Source organism: Hymenobacter sp. BT188 (assembly GCF_014333585.1).
Lineage (GTDB): Bacteria > Bacteroidota > Bacteroidia > Cytophagales > Hymenobacteraceae > Hymenobacter.
In genome coordinates this window covers 143853-161973 of record NZ_JACSCW010000001.1, presented here as the reverse complement: position 1 = coordinate 161973, position 18121 = coordinate 143853, and the positions used below count along the sequence as shown (strand labels likewise).

Here is an 18121-nt window from a genome sequence, read left to right as displayed (position 1 = left end):
AATGCCTTGCCTACCTTTGCGGCATGAATCTGTTATCAGCTGAGAATATCTCTAAAAATTACGCCGACCGCTGGCTGTTCCGCGACCTTTCCTTTGGCCTGAGCCAAGGTCAGCGGGTAGCACTAGTCGGCATCAACGGGTCGGGCAAAACGACTCTGCTTCGTATTCTGGCCGGTTTGGAGCCCGGCGACACAGGCTCAGTGAGCGTGCGCAAGGACATCCGGGTGGCTTTTTTGGGTCAGCAGCCCATTTTTGATGAAGCTCTGACCGTTGAGCAAACCATTTTTGCCAGTCAGAACGATACGCTAGCTGCTATCCGCGACTATGAGCACGTAGTAAATGACCCTGCGCACAAATCTGACGATTTGCAGCGCGTAATGGAGCGAATGGATGCGCTCAACGCCTGGGACTACGAGTCACAAGTGAAGCAAATACTGGGTCGTTTAGGCATTCTAGGCGATTTGCTGGAGCGTCCGGTGAGTAAATTATCAGGTGGTCAGCGTAAGCGTGTAGCGCTGGCGCGCGTTCTGATTGAAGAGCCGGAAGTGCTTATTCTTGACGAGCCTACCAACCATCTGGACCTCGACACGATTGAGTGGCTCGAAAATCGGTTGGCTTCGCCCAATCTCACCTTATTAATGGTAACCCACGACCGCTATTTCTTGGATAAAGTAGCCAATGAAATCGTGGAACTGGACCAAGGCCGCGTGCACCGCTACCAGGGCAATTATTCCTACTTTGTAGAGAAGAAAGCTGAGCGCGAGCAGATTGAAGTAGCCGAAGTAGAAAAAGCCCGTAATCTGCTGCGCAAGGAACTCGATTGGATGCGTAGGCAGCCCCAAGCCCGTGGCACCAAGCAAAAGGCGCGCATTGATGCCTTTTACGAAACCCAGGAAAAGGCCAAGACCAAGATCAGCGGTCCACAGTTGGAACTGTCGGTGAAAACCACGCGTCAGGGAGGCAAAATCATTGAGGTGGAGCACTTGCACAAGCAGTTTGGCGACAAAGTGGTGCTCGATGACTTCAGCTACGTGTTCAAGAAAAAGGACCGTATTGGCCTTATTGGGCCGAATGGCGCCGGTAAGTCAACGCTGCTCAACATGCTCACGGGCCGCCAGGAGCCGGATAGTGGTACCATCGACAAGGGACAAACCACCGTTTTCGGTTACTACACTCAAACAGAGCTGGAATTTGATCCTACGCAGCGCGTCATTGACATTGTAAAGGAGGTGGCCGAAGTGGTGGAAATGGCCAACGGTGAGGTTGTTACAGCGTCGCAGTTTTTGCAGCACTTCCAGTTCCCGCCAGCCCAGCAGTACACGCTGGTCAGCAAGCTCTCAGGAGGCGAAAAGCGCCGTTTGCAACTGCTGCGCGTGCTCATTAAGAACCCTAACTTCCTGATTCTTGACGAGCCGACGAACGATCTGGACATCATCACGCTCAATATTCTGGAGGATTTCCTCCTGAATTTTGGCGGCTGCCTGCTCATCGTTTCCCACGACCGCTACTTTATGGATGCGCTGGTAGAGCACGTGTTTGTATTGGAGCCCGGGGGGCAAATTCGCCACTTTCCCGGCAATTACACCGACTACCGCGAGTGGCAGAAGGAAAACAACGCCGAAGAGTACGCGAAAGAGCAAGCCAAAACGGCCAAAGCCGCTGCGGGCGTGGCGCCTTCAGCCGCTCCAGTGAAAGCAGTAGCGGTTGCCTCCACTGAGGCACCAAAACGCAAGGCCACTTTCGCGGAGAAAAAGGAGTACGAGACCTTGGAGAAGGAAATTGAGAAGCTCGAAGAAGTGAAGCAGCAGCTTATTGAAAAGCTCAATGCTGGCACCGGTTCCCATAAAGACCTGGCTGATTGGGCCGCCGAACTGAAGCGCACCGATGCTGCCCTCGACAGCAAAGGCGAGCGGTGGCTAGAGCTGGCCGACTTTATGTAACGTCCAACAAATAGCAGAAAAAAGCCCCCCCAGAAGTACTTCTGGGGGGGCTTTTTTTCTTTACATATCAAGCTTCATCTTCTAACTCCGGCGGCAACTCGTGCTGGTTATTAGAACCAAGTTGGAATGGCAAAGCACGGGCAATAGCGGCGAGCGGAATAGGCGCAAAAATGTGAGGAAAATAGTCGTTGCGGGCTTCGGCGTATTCCCGCTTTACGGGTACGGCGGCTACCCACAGCTCGGATTCATCTAGTTCCAAGAGCAGAATATCGGAGCGGCCGGCGTAGTAACGGTTAGCCGTGGCTTCTACCTGATACAGTTCGGAGGCGTGAATAAAGCCCTCCGCCGATAGGTCGGCGCTGGCGAAAAAGCCGGTTTGCTGGGCTGTTTGCCAATCGGCAAGCTCAGCGATGCGATAAATCATGGCAGAAAACAGGAAGAATTTGCCCCCCAGCACAACGTAAAGAACCTCTCTCACAACAGTAGCTACCATTGCAGGAGAGGTTCTTCGAGAGCATCAGCGAGAAAGCGCTTGTTACGAAAATGGCAACGTACTTACGCTTGCCACACTTCTTTGCGCACCTTTTTGCCTACCGATAGAATCAGGCGGGTAGGATTGGGCACAAGCACGAGGCGGGCTTCTTTGCCGGGAAACTCGTCCGAATCGACCCAGACGCCTTCCTTATGCGAAGGCTCGTAGCCGGTGTCGCCGCCTACGTCGTTGGGCAGATAGGCAGTGGGCAGCAGCACGTCGGTATCGGGGCAGAGCTGCTGGTGTACTTTTTCCAGCACTTCTTCCAGGTAAGCGCCGTACTCCTCGTTGAAGTCATCCTCCAGGTCGTGCAGTTCCTCCTCGATGTCGTCGTAGCTGTCGTGGTTGTAAGGCAGTTTGTGCAGTTCCTGCTTCTTTTCGATCAACGCGACCAGGGCTTTATTTAATTCCTCTTTATTCATAGCTACTCGTGCATAAGTGTAGTACAAAGGTGCGTAGGATTCGGCAATTCTGTTTCGGGTCAGACGCCGGGGAATTTTGCCCCCCAGCGCATCGGACTGGCTTGTTCGCCCGAACGATTTAGGCTAAAACCCTATTTTTACCAAACTAATATTTTTCTCACCCGATTTCCACCCCATCCGCTATGCAGACGATGACCTCGCCGGCCGTGCAAGCCCACCCCGCCCACGACTTCCTTCCCCTGAACGGTACCGACTACGTCGAATTTTATGTCGGCAACGCTAAGCAGTCTGCTTATTATTATCAGGCAGCTTTTGGCTACGAACTGGTAGCCTACGCCGGCCCCGAAACCGGCCTGCGTGACCGCGCCAGCTACGTATTGCAGCAAGGCAAAATCCGCTTGGTACTTACCACCTCCCTCCTCCCCGACTCTGATATTTCGGAACATGTGCGCAAGCACGGCGACGGTGTAAAGGTGATGGCGCTGTGGGTGGATGACGCCCGCAAATCCTTCGAAGAAACCACTAGGCGTGGCGCAAAGGCCGCTTTTGAGCCTTACACCATCAGCGACGAGCACGGCGAAGTAACGCTCTCGGGCATTTGCACCTATGGCGAAACCATTCACACGTTTGTAGAACGCCGCAACTACCGGGGGGCATTTATGCCGGGCTTCATACCCAAAACCAGTCTGATTCCGCAACCTACTCCTGTGGGCCTGTTGCATGTTGACCATTGCGTAGGCAACGTAGGCTGGGGCGAGATGAACCAGTGGGTGAAATTCTACGAGGATGTGATGGGCTTCAAACTCCTGCTCACCTTCGACGACGAGGACATTTCTACTGAGTACTCAGCCCTGATGAGCAAGGTGGTGAGCAACGGCAACGGCTACGTCAAATTCCCTATTAACGAGCCGGCTGAGGGCAAGAAAAAGTCACAGATTGAAGAGTACCTCGACTTTTATCATTCGCCCGGCGTGCAGCACATCGCCATTGCTACCAAGGATATTCGTCATACTGTCACGGAATTGCGTCGCCGCGGCGTGGAGTTCCTAACCGTGCCAGCCGTGTACTACGACGATTTGCTAGACCGCATCGGCAGCATTGATGAGGATCTACAGACCTTGAAGGATCTGAACATTCTAGTAGACCGCGACGAGGAAGGCTACTTACTGCAAATCTTCACCAAGCCGGTTGAGGACCGCCCTACGGTATTCTATGAAATCATCCAGCGTAAAGGCGCTAAGAGCTTTGGTAAAGGCAACTTCAAGGCGTTGTTTGAATCCATTGAGCGCGAGCAGGCGCTGCGCGGCAACTTATAGCACATAGCTAGCTGAAGCTCACGAATATTAGAAGGTCATGCCAAGTAATAGCGCCGCATCTGGCGTGCTGATGTTGTAAGAGTAACTCACTACTTTAACAACATCAGCACGCCAGATGCGGCGCTATTACTTGGCATGACCTTATTTTATAAGGCTGCTTCCATCAAACCTCTTTTCTTTACACTCGTTCTTCAGCCAAACCGTCAACTACTTTCTTACCCAATGGCCATAACCTCCGACGTTCAGCAGAAAATAAACACCTGGCTCAAAGGCAACTACGACGCCCAAACCCAAGCCGACATCCAACAGTTGCTAGACAGCAATCAGGAAGAAGCGCTAAATGATGCCTTCTACCGCGACCTGGAATTTGGGACAGGCGGCCTGCGCGGCGTGATGGGTACGGGCTCCAACCGCATGAACCGCTACACCCTGGGCATGGCTACCCAAGGACTGTGCAATTACTTACTGGATTCATTTCCAAGTCAGGAAATAAAGGTGGCTGTGGCCCACGATTCGCGCAACAACAGCTCCGAGTTCGCCCGCATTGCTGCCGGTATTTTTTCTGCTAATGGCATCACGGTTTACTTGTTTGAAGCCCTACGCCCCACGCCGGAGCTCTCGTTCACTATCCGTCATCTGGGTTGCCAAAGCGGTGTGGTTATCACAGCTTCGCACAACCCCAAAGAGTACAACGGCTACAAAGTGTACTGGAACGACGGTGCCCAGGTAGTAGCCCCCCACGATACGAATATTATCCACGAGGTGAATCAGATTCAGAGTGTGGATGCGGTAAAGTTCAAGGCCGTTGAGTCGCGTATTCATATGATTGGGGCGGAGCTGGACGACGCATATTTGAGCGAAGTCCAAAAGCTTAGCATCAATCCTGAAGCTATTAAGCGTCAGCACGATCTGAAAATTGTGTACACGCCCTTGCACGGTACTGGTATTACACTGGTGCCAAAAGCATTGGAGCGCTTCGGCTTTACCAATATCAGCATCGTAGAGGCGCAAGCTACCCCCGATGGGAATTTCCCCACCGTGCAGTCGCCTAACCCCGAGGAAAAAGTAGCTATGCAAATGGCCCTCGACCAAGCTCGCCAGCTCGACGCCGACCTTGTTATTGCCACCGACCCCGACGCGGACCGTGTAGGCATTGGTGTAAAAAATACCAAAGGTGAATGGGTACTGGTAAATGGCAATCAAACCGCCGCCCTCCTGACGTATTATCTGCTGTCGGCGCGCCAAAAGGCGGAGAAAATGACGCCGCAGGATTTCATTGTGTATACCATCGTTACCAGCGAAGTGCTGGGCGATATTGCCAATGCACACGGCGTAAAGTCGTACCAGACGCTGACGGGCTTTAAGTACATTGCCGGCCTCATTCGCGACCTGGAAGGCAAGGAAACCTACATCGGTGGTGGCGAGGAAAGCTACGGCTACATGATCGGCGACTTTGTGCGCGATAAAGATGCGGTATCGGCCTGTGCGATGCTGGCCGAAATGGCCGCCGTCGCCAAAGACAACGGCCGCACCCTCTACGAGGAAATGGTGCAGATGTACGCTACCTACGGTCTCTACCGCGAAGACCTCATTTCGCTCACCAAAAAAGGCCAGCGCGGTGCCGAAGAAATTCAGGAAATGATGCGCGACTTGCGCGCTCAGCCGCCGCACACCATCGCTGGCTCACCGGTAGCGGAAATACGCGACTATCACACGGGCATTGTCCGTAACCTACGCAACGGGCAGGAAACGCGCACTGGTTTAGAGGCATCCAACGTGCTACAGTTCCTAACCGAAGATGGCAGCAAAATTTCCGCGCGCCCCTCCGGTACCGAGCCAAAAATCAAGTTCTATTTCAGCGTAAAACAGCCGCTTGATTCAGTAGATAAATTCGAGCAAGGCTACGAAGCGCTGGGGGACAAAATTGCGCGGATTATTGAGGATATGCAGTTGAAGTAAACCAAAATTCTTGCGTTAGTAAAAACAGCCAAGCTATTAAAAGCTTGGCTGTTTTTACTTTTTAGTCCCGCGGCTTCCGCAGCCCCATAATCACCAATACTAACAACAGAAACCCTGTCACGCCCAGGCTAAACCACGTCAGCATGGGAATGCCGCGGTGGTAGGCCATTTCGGGGGAATATCTCCCCATTAAACTCAGGCCTGAAAACAGCAAAAACGCCACGGCCAGCAGGGTGATAATCGTACGGCTAACCAGCTGATCGGCTTTGCGCAGTAACGGCTGATAACCACCCAATTCTACTTTTACGCGCAAATCTCCGCGGGAAATTTTGCGCATAATTTGCCGCACATCCGTAGGCAATGTACTCAGCAGCGAAAGGAGCTGTATACCAGTGTATTGTGCCTCGCTCATTAGGTTCTCGGGCGAGTACTGCTCGGCAATAATACGAGCGCCGTAAGGCCGCACAAATTCAAACGTATTGAACGACGGGTGCAGCACCTTGCCGATGCCTTCCAAAATCACTAGGGCCCGCAGAATTAGGAAAACGGCTCCTGGCACTTGCAGCTTGAAGTCGTAGATGATGACTTGCAGGCGGTCGGCGAGGTCCGACATGCTCATCTCCTTCACATCGAGCACCGTGAAATCCTCAATTAGCTCGTTGAGGTCGGCTTCGAAGCGGCGCATATCCGGAATTTCGGCGTGGAGCGCGAGGCGGCGGAAGTTAAGCGCCATACTGCGTGCATCCTGCCGCGCCATTCCGATAAACACACCAGCAAAAGCGTATTTCTGCTGCTTGGTGAGCTTGCCCACCATCCCAAAGTCGATAAGCACGATGGTGCCGTCAGGCCGCACCAGCACGTTACCAGGGTGCGGATCGGCGTGGAAAACGCCAAATTCAAAAATCTGGGTCAGGTAGATATCCATGCCCGTTTCGGCCACTTTGGCCGGGTCGAGGCCCCACTCCAGTAGTTGCGGTTTGTTGGATATTTTGCAGCCGCTCACAAACTCAATAACCAGAATCTTGCTAGTGGAGAACTCGCGGTAAGGCTTGGGCACATAAAACGTCTCGTAGTCAGCGTAGAGCTTACGAAACTGGTCCATGCTCCGGGCCTCAGACGTGTAGTCCAGTTCCTTGGTCATGCTGCGCTCGAAGGCATCCACGATGTCCTGTGGGTTGCTGAGGCCCTGTTTGCGCAGGAAGCCGGCCGTGAGGCGCACTAGTTCGCGCAGCAAGCTCAGGTCGGTGCGCACTTTCTCCTGCACGCCGGGACGTTGCACTTTTACGACTACTTCCTCGCCCGTGAGCAGGCGCGCCTTGTGCACCTGTCCGATGCTGGCTGAGCCCAGCGTCACGTCGTCAAACTCGCTGAAAACCTCCGAGATTGGCCGCCCTAACTCTTCCTCGATCAAGCGGCGGGCCGTGACAACATCAAAGGGCGGCACATCGCTTTGCAGCTTTTCAAACTCGTCGATCAGGGCCTCGGGGAGCAAATCGGGGCGGTTGCTCAGGGCTTGGGCCAACTTAATAAACGTGGGGCCCAATTCTTCAATAATTAAGCGAATGCGTTCCCAGCGGTTGGTGTCAAACACCGTTTTCTCCGCGTGCTGCCACGATACTCGGCGTCCTTGCGGCACTAAGCGGCGCAGGGCCGTGCTGGTTACTACATCCTCAAATCCGTAGCGCACCAGCACCTCCATTACCTGCCGGATGCGGCCCAGATTAGAAATCGTGTTTTTGAACATGCGCGAAAAAAGAAGCCCGTAAAAAGGTAGCTTGGCTAGCCTCGACAAGAAAGGTAAGCAAAATGCCCCCCAGCTTCGTAAAAATCAAAACTGCGCGGCTGGTAGCCCTCCGCGTGTTGTTTGCCTACGAAAAAGCCAGCGCCCGCAATAGCGGCGCTGGCTTTTCACGCAATGCGCTATCAGCGGAGTTACGAGGCGCTATTAGCGGCGTTGCTGCCGCTATCAGCGGGCTTTGGGGCTTCTTTTTTGGCCGCTGGCTTAGCAGCTGGTTTAGAAGCTGGCTTGGCGGCACCGGCTTTGGCAGCAGCCGATTTCTGAGCAGTACCAGCGGCGCTACTCACTTTGTCGGCGGCCTTCTTGGTGGCGCCGGCAGCTTTGGCTGTGGTGCTGGAGGCTGGCTTCGCGCTGCTTTTGCTACCAGTAGTAGCACCAGTTGAAGCCTTAGTACCACGTACACTGCGCTTTAGCTCTTCTACGTCGGCGTTGGTGGCTACACCTACCCCTTTCATAAGGCGGTTGGCAATACCTGTGATCTGGGCTTCCAACTCCTTACGCTTGGTGTCGGTGTTCTTTTTCAGATCGTCCATTATTTTCTGCCCCTCCTTCTCCGACAACTTGCTTTCCTTCACCAACTTATCGATGGTGGATTGGACACGGTCGTTGGTCAGCGATACAAAGCCAACGCCAGCGTTGATGAATTTTTTAAACAGATCTTCCATGTTGTTGGGTTAGTTAAAAGGAGGTGAAATGAAACGAAAAATGGTATTGCGGTTTCGCTCGCCGGAAAAAATAGTATGCAAGCCGACTACTTTCGACAAACCTACGAAAACATAGCTATATAGTTGGTGCTGAGGCAGAAATTTTTCAAGCTCCTTGTCACAGCCATATTATAGAATCATGTTTCGTGGGCTTTTTCACCTATTTCTATGGCCTAGGGGGCTTTTTTCGTTTCTATTTTAGGCTGCTCTTTTGCGAGGGCGCATCGCACTTGCAATGACAATCGGGCTGGTGGGCCTGATAGTGGGCAAGGACAACACAACAGGCTGAGCCGCCCATATCCTATTTACGAACGTAGCTACAGCATCTAAAGCTTCGCGGGCTTCAGGTAACAATCGCCAGAACAGGTGCCACCAGTGCACTAAGCCTGTGAATGACTGCAAAGTAACTTCTACACCGGCTGTCCGGGCTTTGTCGGTGAAGCACAACACGCTTTCACACAGCACTTCCGTATCCGATATCTGAATCAGCAGCGGCGGCAATCCATGCACGGCGGCGCGGGCCGGCGACACTAATGGGTGAGTGAGTGGAGTTTCGCCCGCATAGTGAGGCCCCCAGCCGCGCATCTCAAGGGCCTCCAGCAACTGGGTTTCCTCACGCGCTACCCGGCGCAGCAGCGCATCAGGCATATCTAAGTCGGTCCAGGGTGAAAGCCCCACGGCCGCAGCAGGTAAGGCCTGGCCTTCTTCGCGCAAAGCAATAAGCAGGGCGAGAGCTAAGCCCCCGCCGGCCGAGTCGCCGGCCACAATAATGTTGTGGGGGGCAAATCCTTGCTTCAAAAGCCAGTGGTACGCCAACAGAGCATCATCTAGGGCACCGGGAAAAGGATAGTCGGGCGCCTTGCGGTAGTTAATGGCTAAAGCGTTGGTATTGCAGCGCTTGGCCAGCGTACCCACCAGGCTGCGGTGTGTATTCAGGGAGCCAAGCACGTAGCCGCCCCCGTGCAAATACAGCAGCACCCGGTGCGGATTGGCACCAACAGGACGGGCCCATTCGGCGCTCATCCCGTCAATTTTGGTTTTTTCGAGGTGAACGCCCCACGGCATAAACTGAAACAGCGAGCTAATTTCCATGGCTAGCCGCATGGACCCAAGTCCGGGCCGCTTGCGGGCAAGCGGGCCGGTTGCCGCCGTCAGGATTTGTTTAAGCAGTAAATGCTGGGTGGAAGGCATTTTAATACTATTGGGTGGGAAGGGAGGCAGGGCGGGTACGTACTGCGAGTAGTCGTGCGAAGGCTTTTACACCCAGGAATATTGCTTGCGGCAAGAATTAGCTAATCCTTACCAATCATGAGTCAGGCTTTTTTTCCTATCCGATGACCTTTATAGCCCCGAATGGCAATGGGTATCCATCCTAATACGGGAATGAAGAAAGTGAGGGTGAAGGGGTTGTGCCAAATCATGCGCAGCCAGGAGCCGGGTTTGGTTAATTGAAGATCTACACCATCGGGCCCGCCCTTAGCATATTGGCGCTCAAACTCCCGGAAGAGCTCGGGCCAGGAGAAAGGCAGAAAGAAAGGGAAGTAGCTCCAGTTGGTTTTTATGCGCTGCCAAAGCTCGCTCCAGCAGTAGGGATGCTGGCCATGTTCGCGCACGGCCGCATCCAGCTCTGTCTGCATTTGCTGGCGCACTTGCTCCGACAAAACCAGGTAATCTTCGCGGGTAAGCTCATTGGGGGGCTTTTTGGTCAGCTCGTAGGGCTTGATGCGTGTGCCCAGCACAAAGGTGAGCTTGGCCGGATACGCGAGGTAAAAAAACCAGGGCTGGAGCAGCACCATGATGATAATGGGCCCCACGGGAATAAAGGGAATGCCTATCTTCTTGGTCCATTTATTCAGCCAGTCCCAGCTATAGGCGTAGGGGTTCAGGTATTCCCCATTTACGGTATAGTAGGGCACAATATCGGTGCGGTGCTCGATGCCTAGCCGGATAATGCTGGTGGCGAGGCGCTGCAGTTTGTACTTGCGGTTGAACCCTTTACCAATGCCCGGTACACCCTCAGGGTACAGCATCAGGTTGTGGTCGTTGCAAAACATCATCGTCTCAAAATTGAGCGTGGTAGCATCGACACAGCCGCATTTTTTCCAGAAGTTCGGAATCAGATACGGGTTCATTAGCACCGACTGCGAGAGCATGGGCGCGGAAAGCGGCCGTGGCAAGTGATACATGCTAGGCAGCACCCGCAGCAAGTGTGACAAAGCCACCATCGCATCCCAGGGGAAAGCCATACCCGAGTGGTTGCTGGCAAACAGCAGCGGGCGCTCTGGATTATTGCGCAGCGGATAATTCTCAAAACCCACCAGCTTGGAGCGGAACCACACCCGGTCGAGTAGCTGCAACAGGTGCTTGTCGACCGCCCGCACGTATTTCTCATCGAAATAATCGGAGTAGATGTGCTGATTAGCCAGGATGGCAGGCGACGGTAGCGGCAGCGCGGGCGAAGGGGCCGTTGGCATCAGGCGAAAAGCAAAGTAGGTGGGCTTCTAATGTAGTGGTTTTACGGGCAATTCGTAAGCAAGGGCAACCGCAGCCGATTGCTCAGATTACTAAATCTGACGCCTCAAACGCACACTGGTTGTAATCAGCTCGCCGTTGGCACGGCGCACGATGAACAGGAGTTGGCGGCCATCATCGGAGTGCAGAATCCGGCTGATCTGAGTGAGCGAAAGGCTGGCTACGGGCATCAGATTGATGGCTATAATCTCGTCGGTGGGCTGCAGACCAGCTTCGGCGGCCGGCGAGCCTTCTTCTACTTTGAGAATGATATACTGATGATAGTCGGAGCCGGTAGCCAGTAAATCCAGGCCGCTCATGTCGTGCTCGAAAGGGTCGCGGTAGAGGCTGTTGGGGCGCAGCCAGAGCCGATTGCGGGTGTAATCAATGATGATATCAAAACGCTTGAGCAGCTCCAGGCCGATGTTGCCATTGCGAAATACCTCTGCCCGGTGGCTTACGTCGGCCGCATCGGGAAAAGAGGTAACCAAGGATTTGACTTTGTATTTACCCAACTGCAAGGATGTTACCCGACCCAAATACCCATTAATAAGCCCATTGAGCCCCCGACCCAACTGGGACCGCACCCGACGCGGCGGCAGGGTCAGGCGCGGGTCGGAAGCGGTTTCGAGCGACAACGCATGGCCCGCTCCGGTGTCGAGCACGAGCTTGAGCGGCAGCTTCAGCGAATCGTGCACCACGGCCTCCGTACGTAGGTAGGCTTTGCTACCTTCCAGATCGATTCCCATCGTAGTCCAGCGACGCCCCTTAGGTGCCTGGAACGACGCGGGGTTAATGAGGATTACCCGGGACTCGGCCGGGTGAATGCGCACCACAAAGCTGCGAAAGACATCATAGCCCAAAATGCCATGAATGGGCATGCCCACGTAGCCCGATAGGTTGAGCACGTCGCTGGAAAGAATCAGGAACGTGAGGGCCGGCGCTACCACCTTTCCATCGGCTAAGGTTACGTGCACACTATCAGTCTGGAAGGCTTCCAAGGCCTGATCTTCGCCGGCCCCGGCTACGCGAAAGCGCTGCCCCAGCCGTAGCCCTAGCTGCGTGCGCAGGGTCGGGTCGGTTAGAATGGACATACTCACGCCGGTATCCAGCAAAAAGTTAAAAGGCCCCTGCCCATTGAGAGAAGCACTGATAATAATCAGGTTACGCTGCATTTCTACGGGCACCGTGAGGCTGCGCGTACGGGCGCTCTTAAAGGTGAACGAAGGTGCTGCGGACTTGGCTGGCTGGCCAGTGGCTGTTAAGCTTAGCAGCAACCCCAAAAAAGCCCCCCAGCCCCGTAGGGTTCTACTTATAAGCAGAAGGGTAACGAGCCAAGAGGCAATCATGCAGGAGAGGTGGTAGGTTGGGTAAGTTACTGAAAAAACCGCCTTACCACCAGTTCCTAACAACGTATGTCAGCACGGAATTTCCCAATCTCCTGCGGGGTCATAATGCAGGTGGCCGGATGCTATTTGGAGTGGTGCCATCACGTTGTTATGATATAGCTGACCCGTGCCCAGCCCTTGGGGGAAATCGGGGCGGACGTACTCGCCCGCCAGCTGACTAACGGCATTCAGCCCCACGTTTGACTCTAAGGCCGACGTCAGCCACCAGTCGGCATTATTAGCTTCAGCCGAGCGCAGCCACTGCCGCGTGGCGTGCAGTCCGCCCACCAGCGTAGGCTTGATTATGATGTAGGCGGGCTGAATCTGGGCCAGCAGCGCCTGTTGTTGCTCGGGCTCCGTAACGCCAATCAATTCCTCATCCAACGCAATAGGAACAGGCGACTGCCGACACAGGTCCGCCATGAGCGCCGTTTGCCCGGCCGCAATGGGCTGCTCGATGGAATGCAAATCGAAGCGGGCCAGTTGCTCCAGCTTGCTAAGGGCTTCGTAGGGGGCAAATGCGCCGTTGGCATCCACGCGCAACGTCAGCTGCTCGGGACCAGCCACGGCCCTGATTTCGGCCAGCAGCTGCAATTCAGTGGCAAAATCAATCCCCCCGATCTTCATCTTCAAACAAGAGTAGCCATCGGTCAGCTTCTTCTGAATCTGGGTTTGCATGAAGGCGGCTTCGCCCATCCAGACCAGCCCGTTGATGGGAATTCCCGCCTCGCCCCTGCTGAATGCATTGTCGAAAAGCTGGCGCTGGCCGCCTCGCTGCCAGTCCAGCAGGGCCGTTTCGAGGGCAAACCGCAGCGCGGGCCAGGTTGGCTCTACTAGCTCATCAACTAAGTCAAAGATTCCGCTGGGGGGCAAATCGGTGAGCTGGCGGCGGTTGAAAGCGGCGCATAACGCGGCTACGCACGGCTCGAAAGCTGGCCCAAAATCGGAGCTGAGGCCGGCTAGTGGCGCGGCTTCGCCTATGCCCAGATGCTCCGGCTGCGCCGAATCGCGCAATAGCAAATAATAGGCTACATGCTCCGTCAGTGCACCGCGCGAGGTACGGGCTGGAAAGTTGAAGCGCAAGGCGCGCTGGCAATAGGTGAGATGAAGCATTGGGCGTATCTATCAGCGGAATTTTATGAATTTCAGATTGGGCTATTCTGCAATTCAATTGGCTGACAAGTAACTAACAAAAAAACCAGCCTCTGCGCTAAGTGCAGAGGCTGGTTTTTAAAGTCGGCGGCACCACTACGGGAGCAGTGCCGTCGTTACATCAATGGAAACTATCGGGTAGCACCGCCCTGGTTGCTCCGTCCGCGGCTCGCCTGACCCCCCTTACGGCCGGCGGCGCGGGCTTCCTCTGATGTAAACCGGTGGCCGCGGCCGCTTTCGTGCGAGGCTTTACCACCTTCGCTGGCGATGCGGCGCTGTTCGGCAGGGTCCATGGCGGCGAAACCGCGCAGGCTTTTGCCTGAAGAAGTTGTCTGCTTAGCCGCACCAGTGCGGCCAGAAGATTGGGCTGCGGCAGTGTCGCGCTTGTTTTGCTGGTTCGAGATCATAGCATTGAGAGTTAGGGAGAGTTAAGTGTGTTATTTAAATCGCGTGCAAAGGAGTGCGAAATGAAGGCGAAACCGCTTGTAAGTTGAACGGGATACCGACAGTAAGGATAACGATTTCGGTATCAAAAAATGCCTTTACAGGTCAAAATACCACTTTGTACCGACGTGTGCTCCGTAGTCGAGTTTGCTGTAAACGCGATAACTAACAGCTTCTACTGTCGGGCTACGTACTAGCCGCGCAGCATCATTTATAAGGTCTTTTTCGAGCGCTTCTATTCGGTACTTTCCGAAGTACGGAAGCTGATTAATTGGGCCCTAAGCCACCAGGGGCAAAACCCGTCGTCGTTTTTTCAGTTAAGGTTAATAAGTAGTTAACTCCACTTCCTTGTATATGCCTTCCTCCGTATTTGCCCCCCAGACCGTCGCCGAGCCCGCGCTGGCGCAGCTACCCGCCCGCTACCACGCCGTGCGGCAGCAAACCGAGGAACTTTGTCGGCCCTTGCTGCCGGAGGATACCGTGGTGCAGCCTATGCTCGATGTGAGCCCGCCAAAGTGGCATCTGGCGCATACAACCTGGTTTTTCGAGACCTTCCTGCTAAGTGAATATCTCGCTGGCTATCAGGTATTTCATCCCGATTATGCTTACCTGTTCAACTCTTACTATAATTCGCTGGGCAGCCGCGTAAACCGCGCCGATCGGGGCACGATCTCCCGCCCTGCCCTCGCCGATGTGTATGCCTATCGCGCCCACGTAGATGATCACATGGGCCGTTTGCTAACCCAGCTTGCAGTTAGCGATTTGCCCCCCAACTTCGCCGAGATCTTTGAGTTGGGCCTTCAGCATGAGCAACAGCACCAGGAATTGCTCGTCACGGACATCAAATACATTCTGAGCACCAGTCCGTTGGCTCCTGCCTATAAGTCGGCACCGAAAGTAGCGCCCACGCCCGAGCCCATCCCGGCCACCTGGCTGCCGGTTGCGGGCGGCGTATACCGGATTGGGTTTGAGGAAGAAGGTTTTTGCTTTGATAACGAAAAAGCCCCCCACGACACCTACGTAGCCGATTTTTCGCTACAAAACCGCTTGGTAACCAACGGTGAGTACCGGCAGTTTATGGAAGCGGGCGGCTACCGCGACTTTCGCTACTGGCTGGGAGAAGGCTGGGACTTAGCCCAGCAAGCTGGCTGGGAAGCGCCGCTATATTGGGTGCAGAAAGAGGGCTTGTGGCACCGCTTTACGCACCACGGCCTACACCCCGTCGATTGGGCCGCGCCCGTCACGCATATCAGCTTCTACGAGGCTGATGCCTACGCTCACTGGGCTGGCTATCGTTTGCCCACCGAACAGGAATGGGAAATAGCAGCCCGCCAGTTTCAGCCGCAGATTGCGGCCGGCAACTTCTTGGAAAGCAACCTGTTCGACCCTCAACCACTTCCCGCCGATGCTGACCCGGAGCAGTGTCATCAGCTGTTTGGTGACGTGTGGGAATGGACGTACTCGGCCTACCACCCCTACCCCGGCTACGAGCGCGCCGCCGGCGCTTTGGGTGAGTACAATGGCAAGTTCATGCTGAATCAGTTGGTGCTGCGCGGCGGCTCCTGTGCCACTTCCGCAAGCCATATCCGACTCACGTACCGCAATTTCTTTCACGCGGATAAGCGCTGGCAGTTCACGGGTATTCGCCTGGCACGCTAAGGTTTCTCCACCATTTTCGGTCGGATTCTGTTACTTATCCAAGTGGAGGAGCATGGCTGGAAACACCCCTATTTCATCTGTAACTGCTCATTATGTCCCACCTTGCCACCGTCGACACCGAATTAGCCAGTCATGTGGCTGCGGGTTTCCAGAAAACGCCCAAAACGCTTTCTTCTAAGTACTTCTACGATGACGCGGGCAGTGAATTGTTTCGGCAAATAATGGCGCTGCCGGAGTATTATCCCACCCGCACGGAATTTGGGTTACTGACCACCCACCGCGCTGCCATTACCGCCGCCCTGCGCCCAGCTACCGACGAGCCGTTCTACCTCATAGAGTTAGGTGCCGGTGATGGACTGAAAACCAAGATCTTACTGCGTGAATTATTAGAGCTGGGGGCCAATTTCAGCTATGTACCCGTCGATATCTCGTCGGGAGCATTAGAGGGTCTGTCGGCCAGCCTGCGCACAGAATTGCCTTCGCTGCGGGTGGAGCCAGTAGTAGCTGAGTACACGGCGGCGCTAACGTTGATGGCCGCCCGGGCCGGTCGTAAAGCGGTACTATTTCTGGGGTCTAACATCGGCAACTTCTCTCCCTCCGACCGGCGCGAGTTTCTGCGCGCCCTCACGCAGCCCCTCTCCCCCGACGACCGTCTGCTCATCGGCTTCGATCTGCAGAAAGCCCCCCGCCTTATCCGCGCTGCCTATGACGATGCCCAAGGCGTAACGGCTGCCTTCAATCTCAATTTGCTTACCCGCTTAAACCGAGAGCTGGGGGGAAATTTCGACCTAGCTCATTGGCAGCATTACACTGACTATGACCCGATTGTTGGGGTCGTACGGTCCTTTTTGGTCAGCACCCGCGCGCAGCAGGTGCACCTGGAAGCGCTGGCCCAAACCGTTGACTTTGCGGCCTGGGAGATTATTCATACCGAAAATTCATACAAATTTACGCGGCCTCTCGTCACTCAACTGGCGACGGAAGCGGGGCTGGAAGTGCAGAATTTTTTCACCGATGAGCAGGCTTATTTCGCTGATGTAGTCTTGGCTCCGCAAGCATAAATCCCGTGGCTGCTTTGCTACCCGATTCCTTACCGCCCACACCGCTCGCTGCGGCGGATTTTCCAACAGTTATTAATCTGGCTTCGGGATACGGCAATTTTGCGACGCCAGCCGTAGCTGCGGAAAAGGCCATAGCCGCCATCCAAGCTGACCGCCTGCTGCCAGGACCGGTGGAAGGCCTGCTGGCGCTACGGGAGGCAATTGCCGACAATTATCATCGCCAAAAAGCCCCCCAGATTACGCCTGCGCATATCATGGTCACGCCCGGAGTGAAGGCGGCGCTGTTTGCTTTGCTGAAAACCATTCTGCGCCCTGGCGACGAGGTGTTAGTGCCTACCCCCAATTGGTTTGGATTTGGTGAATTGATCACGCAAGCGGGCGGCACCATGCGCGCGCTCCCCCTCGACTCAGCCGATGGCTATGCCTTGCAGCCTGAGGTGCTGGAGTCCACTATTACGCCGCGCACTCGTGTGTTTCTTTTCTCGAATCCGAATAACCCAACAGGTCGAATCTATGGCCATGATGAGGTGGAGGCCCTGCTAACTGTCACACGCCGCTACCCGGATATGTTCGTCCTTTCCGATGAGATATACAATCTCATCAATTTCAGTTCGGCTCCGGTGCCTTGTTTGCTGGCGTTTCCCGACCCGCACGGGCAGCACTTGGTCGTGAATGGCTTCTCCAAATCGTTGGCGCTGATAGGCTGGGGCGTGGGCTACTTAGTGGCACCGCTAGCCTTGGTTCAGGCGGCGGCTGGGGAGCAATTTGCTACTGGTGCGGCCGTTCCGGTGCCGAATCAGCACGCGGCTCTGGCGGCAACGGAGCATAGCGCGGCCATTGCTCAGGAGTTGCTCGTGCAGTTAGCTCCCACTCGCGCTTTGCTGCTAGCAGCCTTGGCGGCAATGCCGGGCGTATGCTTCGTGGAGCCAGAAGGCACTTATTACGTTTTCGCTGACTTCCGGCACTTTCTGCCTGCTGCCCGGTCATCAACAGAAGCTTCGGCGGCCTTGGTGGCGCAGTTGCGGGCCGGGGGGGTGGACGTGGTGGATGGCGCCACCTGCGGGGCGCCGGGCTTTGCGCGTATTTCCTATGCTCTGCCAGAGCCAGAACTGCGGGAGGCACTGTTGCGCTTACAATCAGTTCTCTTACGCTAGCAGCGGGCGGGAGTACTTTACTATAATGGGTCTGGCCCACAGCCCGAATTAGGAGCGTACCTTTGCGGCTCTTTTTCTGTT

The 18121-nt window shown here is 55.0% G+C and carries 15 protein-coding genes; 6 read left to right on the top strand and 9 right to left on the bottom strand.

The window, feature by feature from the left end:
• Positions 1-23: 23 nt before the first annotated feature.
• The gene (locus H8B13_RS00700) at positions 24-1940 is read left to right on the top strand and encodes an ABC-F family ATP-binding cassette domain-containing protein (RefSeq protein WP_187308920.1); all 1917 of its coding nucleotides are present in this window, start codon (positions 24-26) and stop codon (positions 1938-1940) included.
• 67 nt (positions 1941-2007) lie between these two features.
• Here the strand turns inward: H8B13_RS00700 and H8B13_RS00695 are convergent, their stop codons facing one another.
• Together H8B13_RS00695 and H8B13_RS00690 are read right to left on the bottom strand one after the other, a co-directional pair.
• Positions 2008-2418, bottom strand: a complete 411-nt coding sequence (locus H8B13_RS00695; RefSeq protein WP_187308919.1) for a DUF952 domain-containing protein — start codon at positions 2416-2418, stop codon at positions 2008-2010.
• 77 nt (positions 2419-2495) lie between these two features.
• Positions 2496-2894, bottom strand: a complete 399-nt coding sequence (locus tag H8B13_RS00690) for a hypothetical protein (RefSeq protein WP_133272204.1) — start codon at positions 2892-2894, stop codon at positions 2496-2498.
• A 182-nt stretch (positions 2895-3076) separates the two neighbouring features.
• On the opposite strand from H8B13_RS00690, the gene hppD reads away from it, so the two are divergent.
• Together hppD and H8B13_RS00680 are read left to right on the top strand one after the other, a co-directional pair.
• The gene (hppD, locus tag H8B13_RS00685) at positions 3077-4210 is read left to right on the top strand and encodes a 4-hydroxyphenylpyruvate dioxygenase (protein WP_187308918.1); all 1134 of its coding nucleotides are present in this window, start codon (positions 3077-3079) and stop codon (positions 4208-4210) included.
• 222 nt (positions 4211-4432) lie between these two features.
• Entirely contained in the window at positions 4433-6169 is a 1737-nt protein-coding gene (locus H8B13_RS00680) for a phospho-sugar mutase (RefSeq protein ID WP_187308917.1), read from the top strand.
• 61 nt (positions 6170-6230) lie between these two features.
• Here H8B13_RS00680 and H8B13_RS00675 read toward each other — a convergent pair whose 3' ends face one another.
• The 7 genes from H8B13_RS00675 to H8B13_RS00645 all read right to left on the bottom strand — a co-directional run bounded on the left by H8B13_RS00675 (position 6231) and on the right by H8B13_RS00645 (position 14129).
• Positions 6231-7913 (bottom strand): ABC1 kinase family protein, encoded by a 1683-nt coding sequence (locus H8B13_RS00675; protein ID WP_187308916.1) that lies wholly within the window; start codon positions 7911-7913, stop codon positions 6231-6233.
• Between the two features lie 188 nt (positions 7914-8101).
• On the bottom strand, positions 8102-8632 hold the full coding sequence (locus tag H8B13_RS00670; RefSeq protein ID WP_187308915.1) for a phasin family protein: 531 nt from the start codon (positions 8630-8632) through the stop codon (positions 8102-8104).
• Between the two features lie 237 nt (positions 8633-8869).
• Positions 8870-9862, bottom strand: a complete 993-nt coding sequence (locus tag H8B13_RS00665; RefSeq protein ID WP_187308914.1) for an alpha/beta hydrolase — start codon at positions 9860-9862, stop codon at positions 8870-8872.
• A 122-nt stretch (positions 9863-9984) separates the two neighbouring features.
• Positions 9985-11145, bottom strand: a complete 1161-nt coding sequence (locus H8B13_RS00660; protein WP_261990173.1) for a hypothetical protein — start codon at positions 11143-11145, stop codon at positions 9985-9987.
• Between the two features lie 90 nt (positions 11146-11235).
• On the bottom strand, positions 11236-12531 hold the full coding sequence (locus H8B13_RS00655) for an aspartyl protease family protein (protein ID WP_187308913.1): 1296 nt from the start codon (positions 12529-12531) through the stop codon (positions 11236-11238).
• A gap of 69 nt (positions 12532-12600) precedes the next feature.
• Positions 12601-13683, bottom strand: coding sequence for an o-succinylbenzoate synthase (locus H8B13_RS00650; protein WP_187308912.1), 1083 nt, complete (start codon positions 13681-13683; stop codon positions 12601-12603).
• A gap of 170 nt (positions 13684-13853) precedes the next feature.
• Positions 13854-14129, bottom strand: a complete 276-nt coding sequence (locus H8B13_RS00645; RefSeq protein ID WP_187308911.1) for a KGG domain-containing protein — start codon at positions 14127-14129, stop codon at positions 13854-13856.
• Positions 14130-14520: 391 nt separating this feature from the next.
• Between H8B13_RS00645 and egtB the strand changes: the two genes are divergently transcribed.
• The 3 genes from egtB (at position 14521) to H8B13_RS00630 (ending at position 18040) form a co-directional block, all read left to right on the top strand.
• Positions 14521-15825: an ergothioneine biosynthesis protein EgtB gene (egtB, locus tag H8B13_RS00640; RefSeq protein WP_187308910.1), complete on the top strand. Its 1305-nt coding sequence runs from the start codon at positions 14521-14523 to the stop codon at positions 15823-15825.
• A 92-nt stretch (positions 15826-15917) separates the two neighbouring features.
• The gene (gene egtD, locus H8B13_RS00635; protein ID WP_187308909.1) at positions 15918-16886 is read left to right on the top strand and encodes an L-histidine N(alpha)-methyltransferase; all 969 of its coding nucleotides are present in this window, start codon (positions 15918-15920) and stop codon (positions 16884-16886) included.
• Between the two features lie 5 nt (positions 16887-16891).
• The gene (locus H8B13_RS00630; protein WP_187308908.1) at positions 16892-18040 is read left to right on the top strand and encodes a pyridoxal phosphate-dependent aminotransferase; all 1149 of its coding nucleotides are present in this window, start codon (positions 16892-16894) and stop codon (positions 18038-18040) included.
• Positions 18041-18121: the final 81 nt, after the last annotated feature.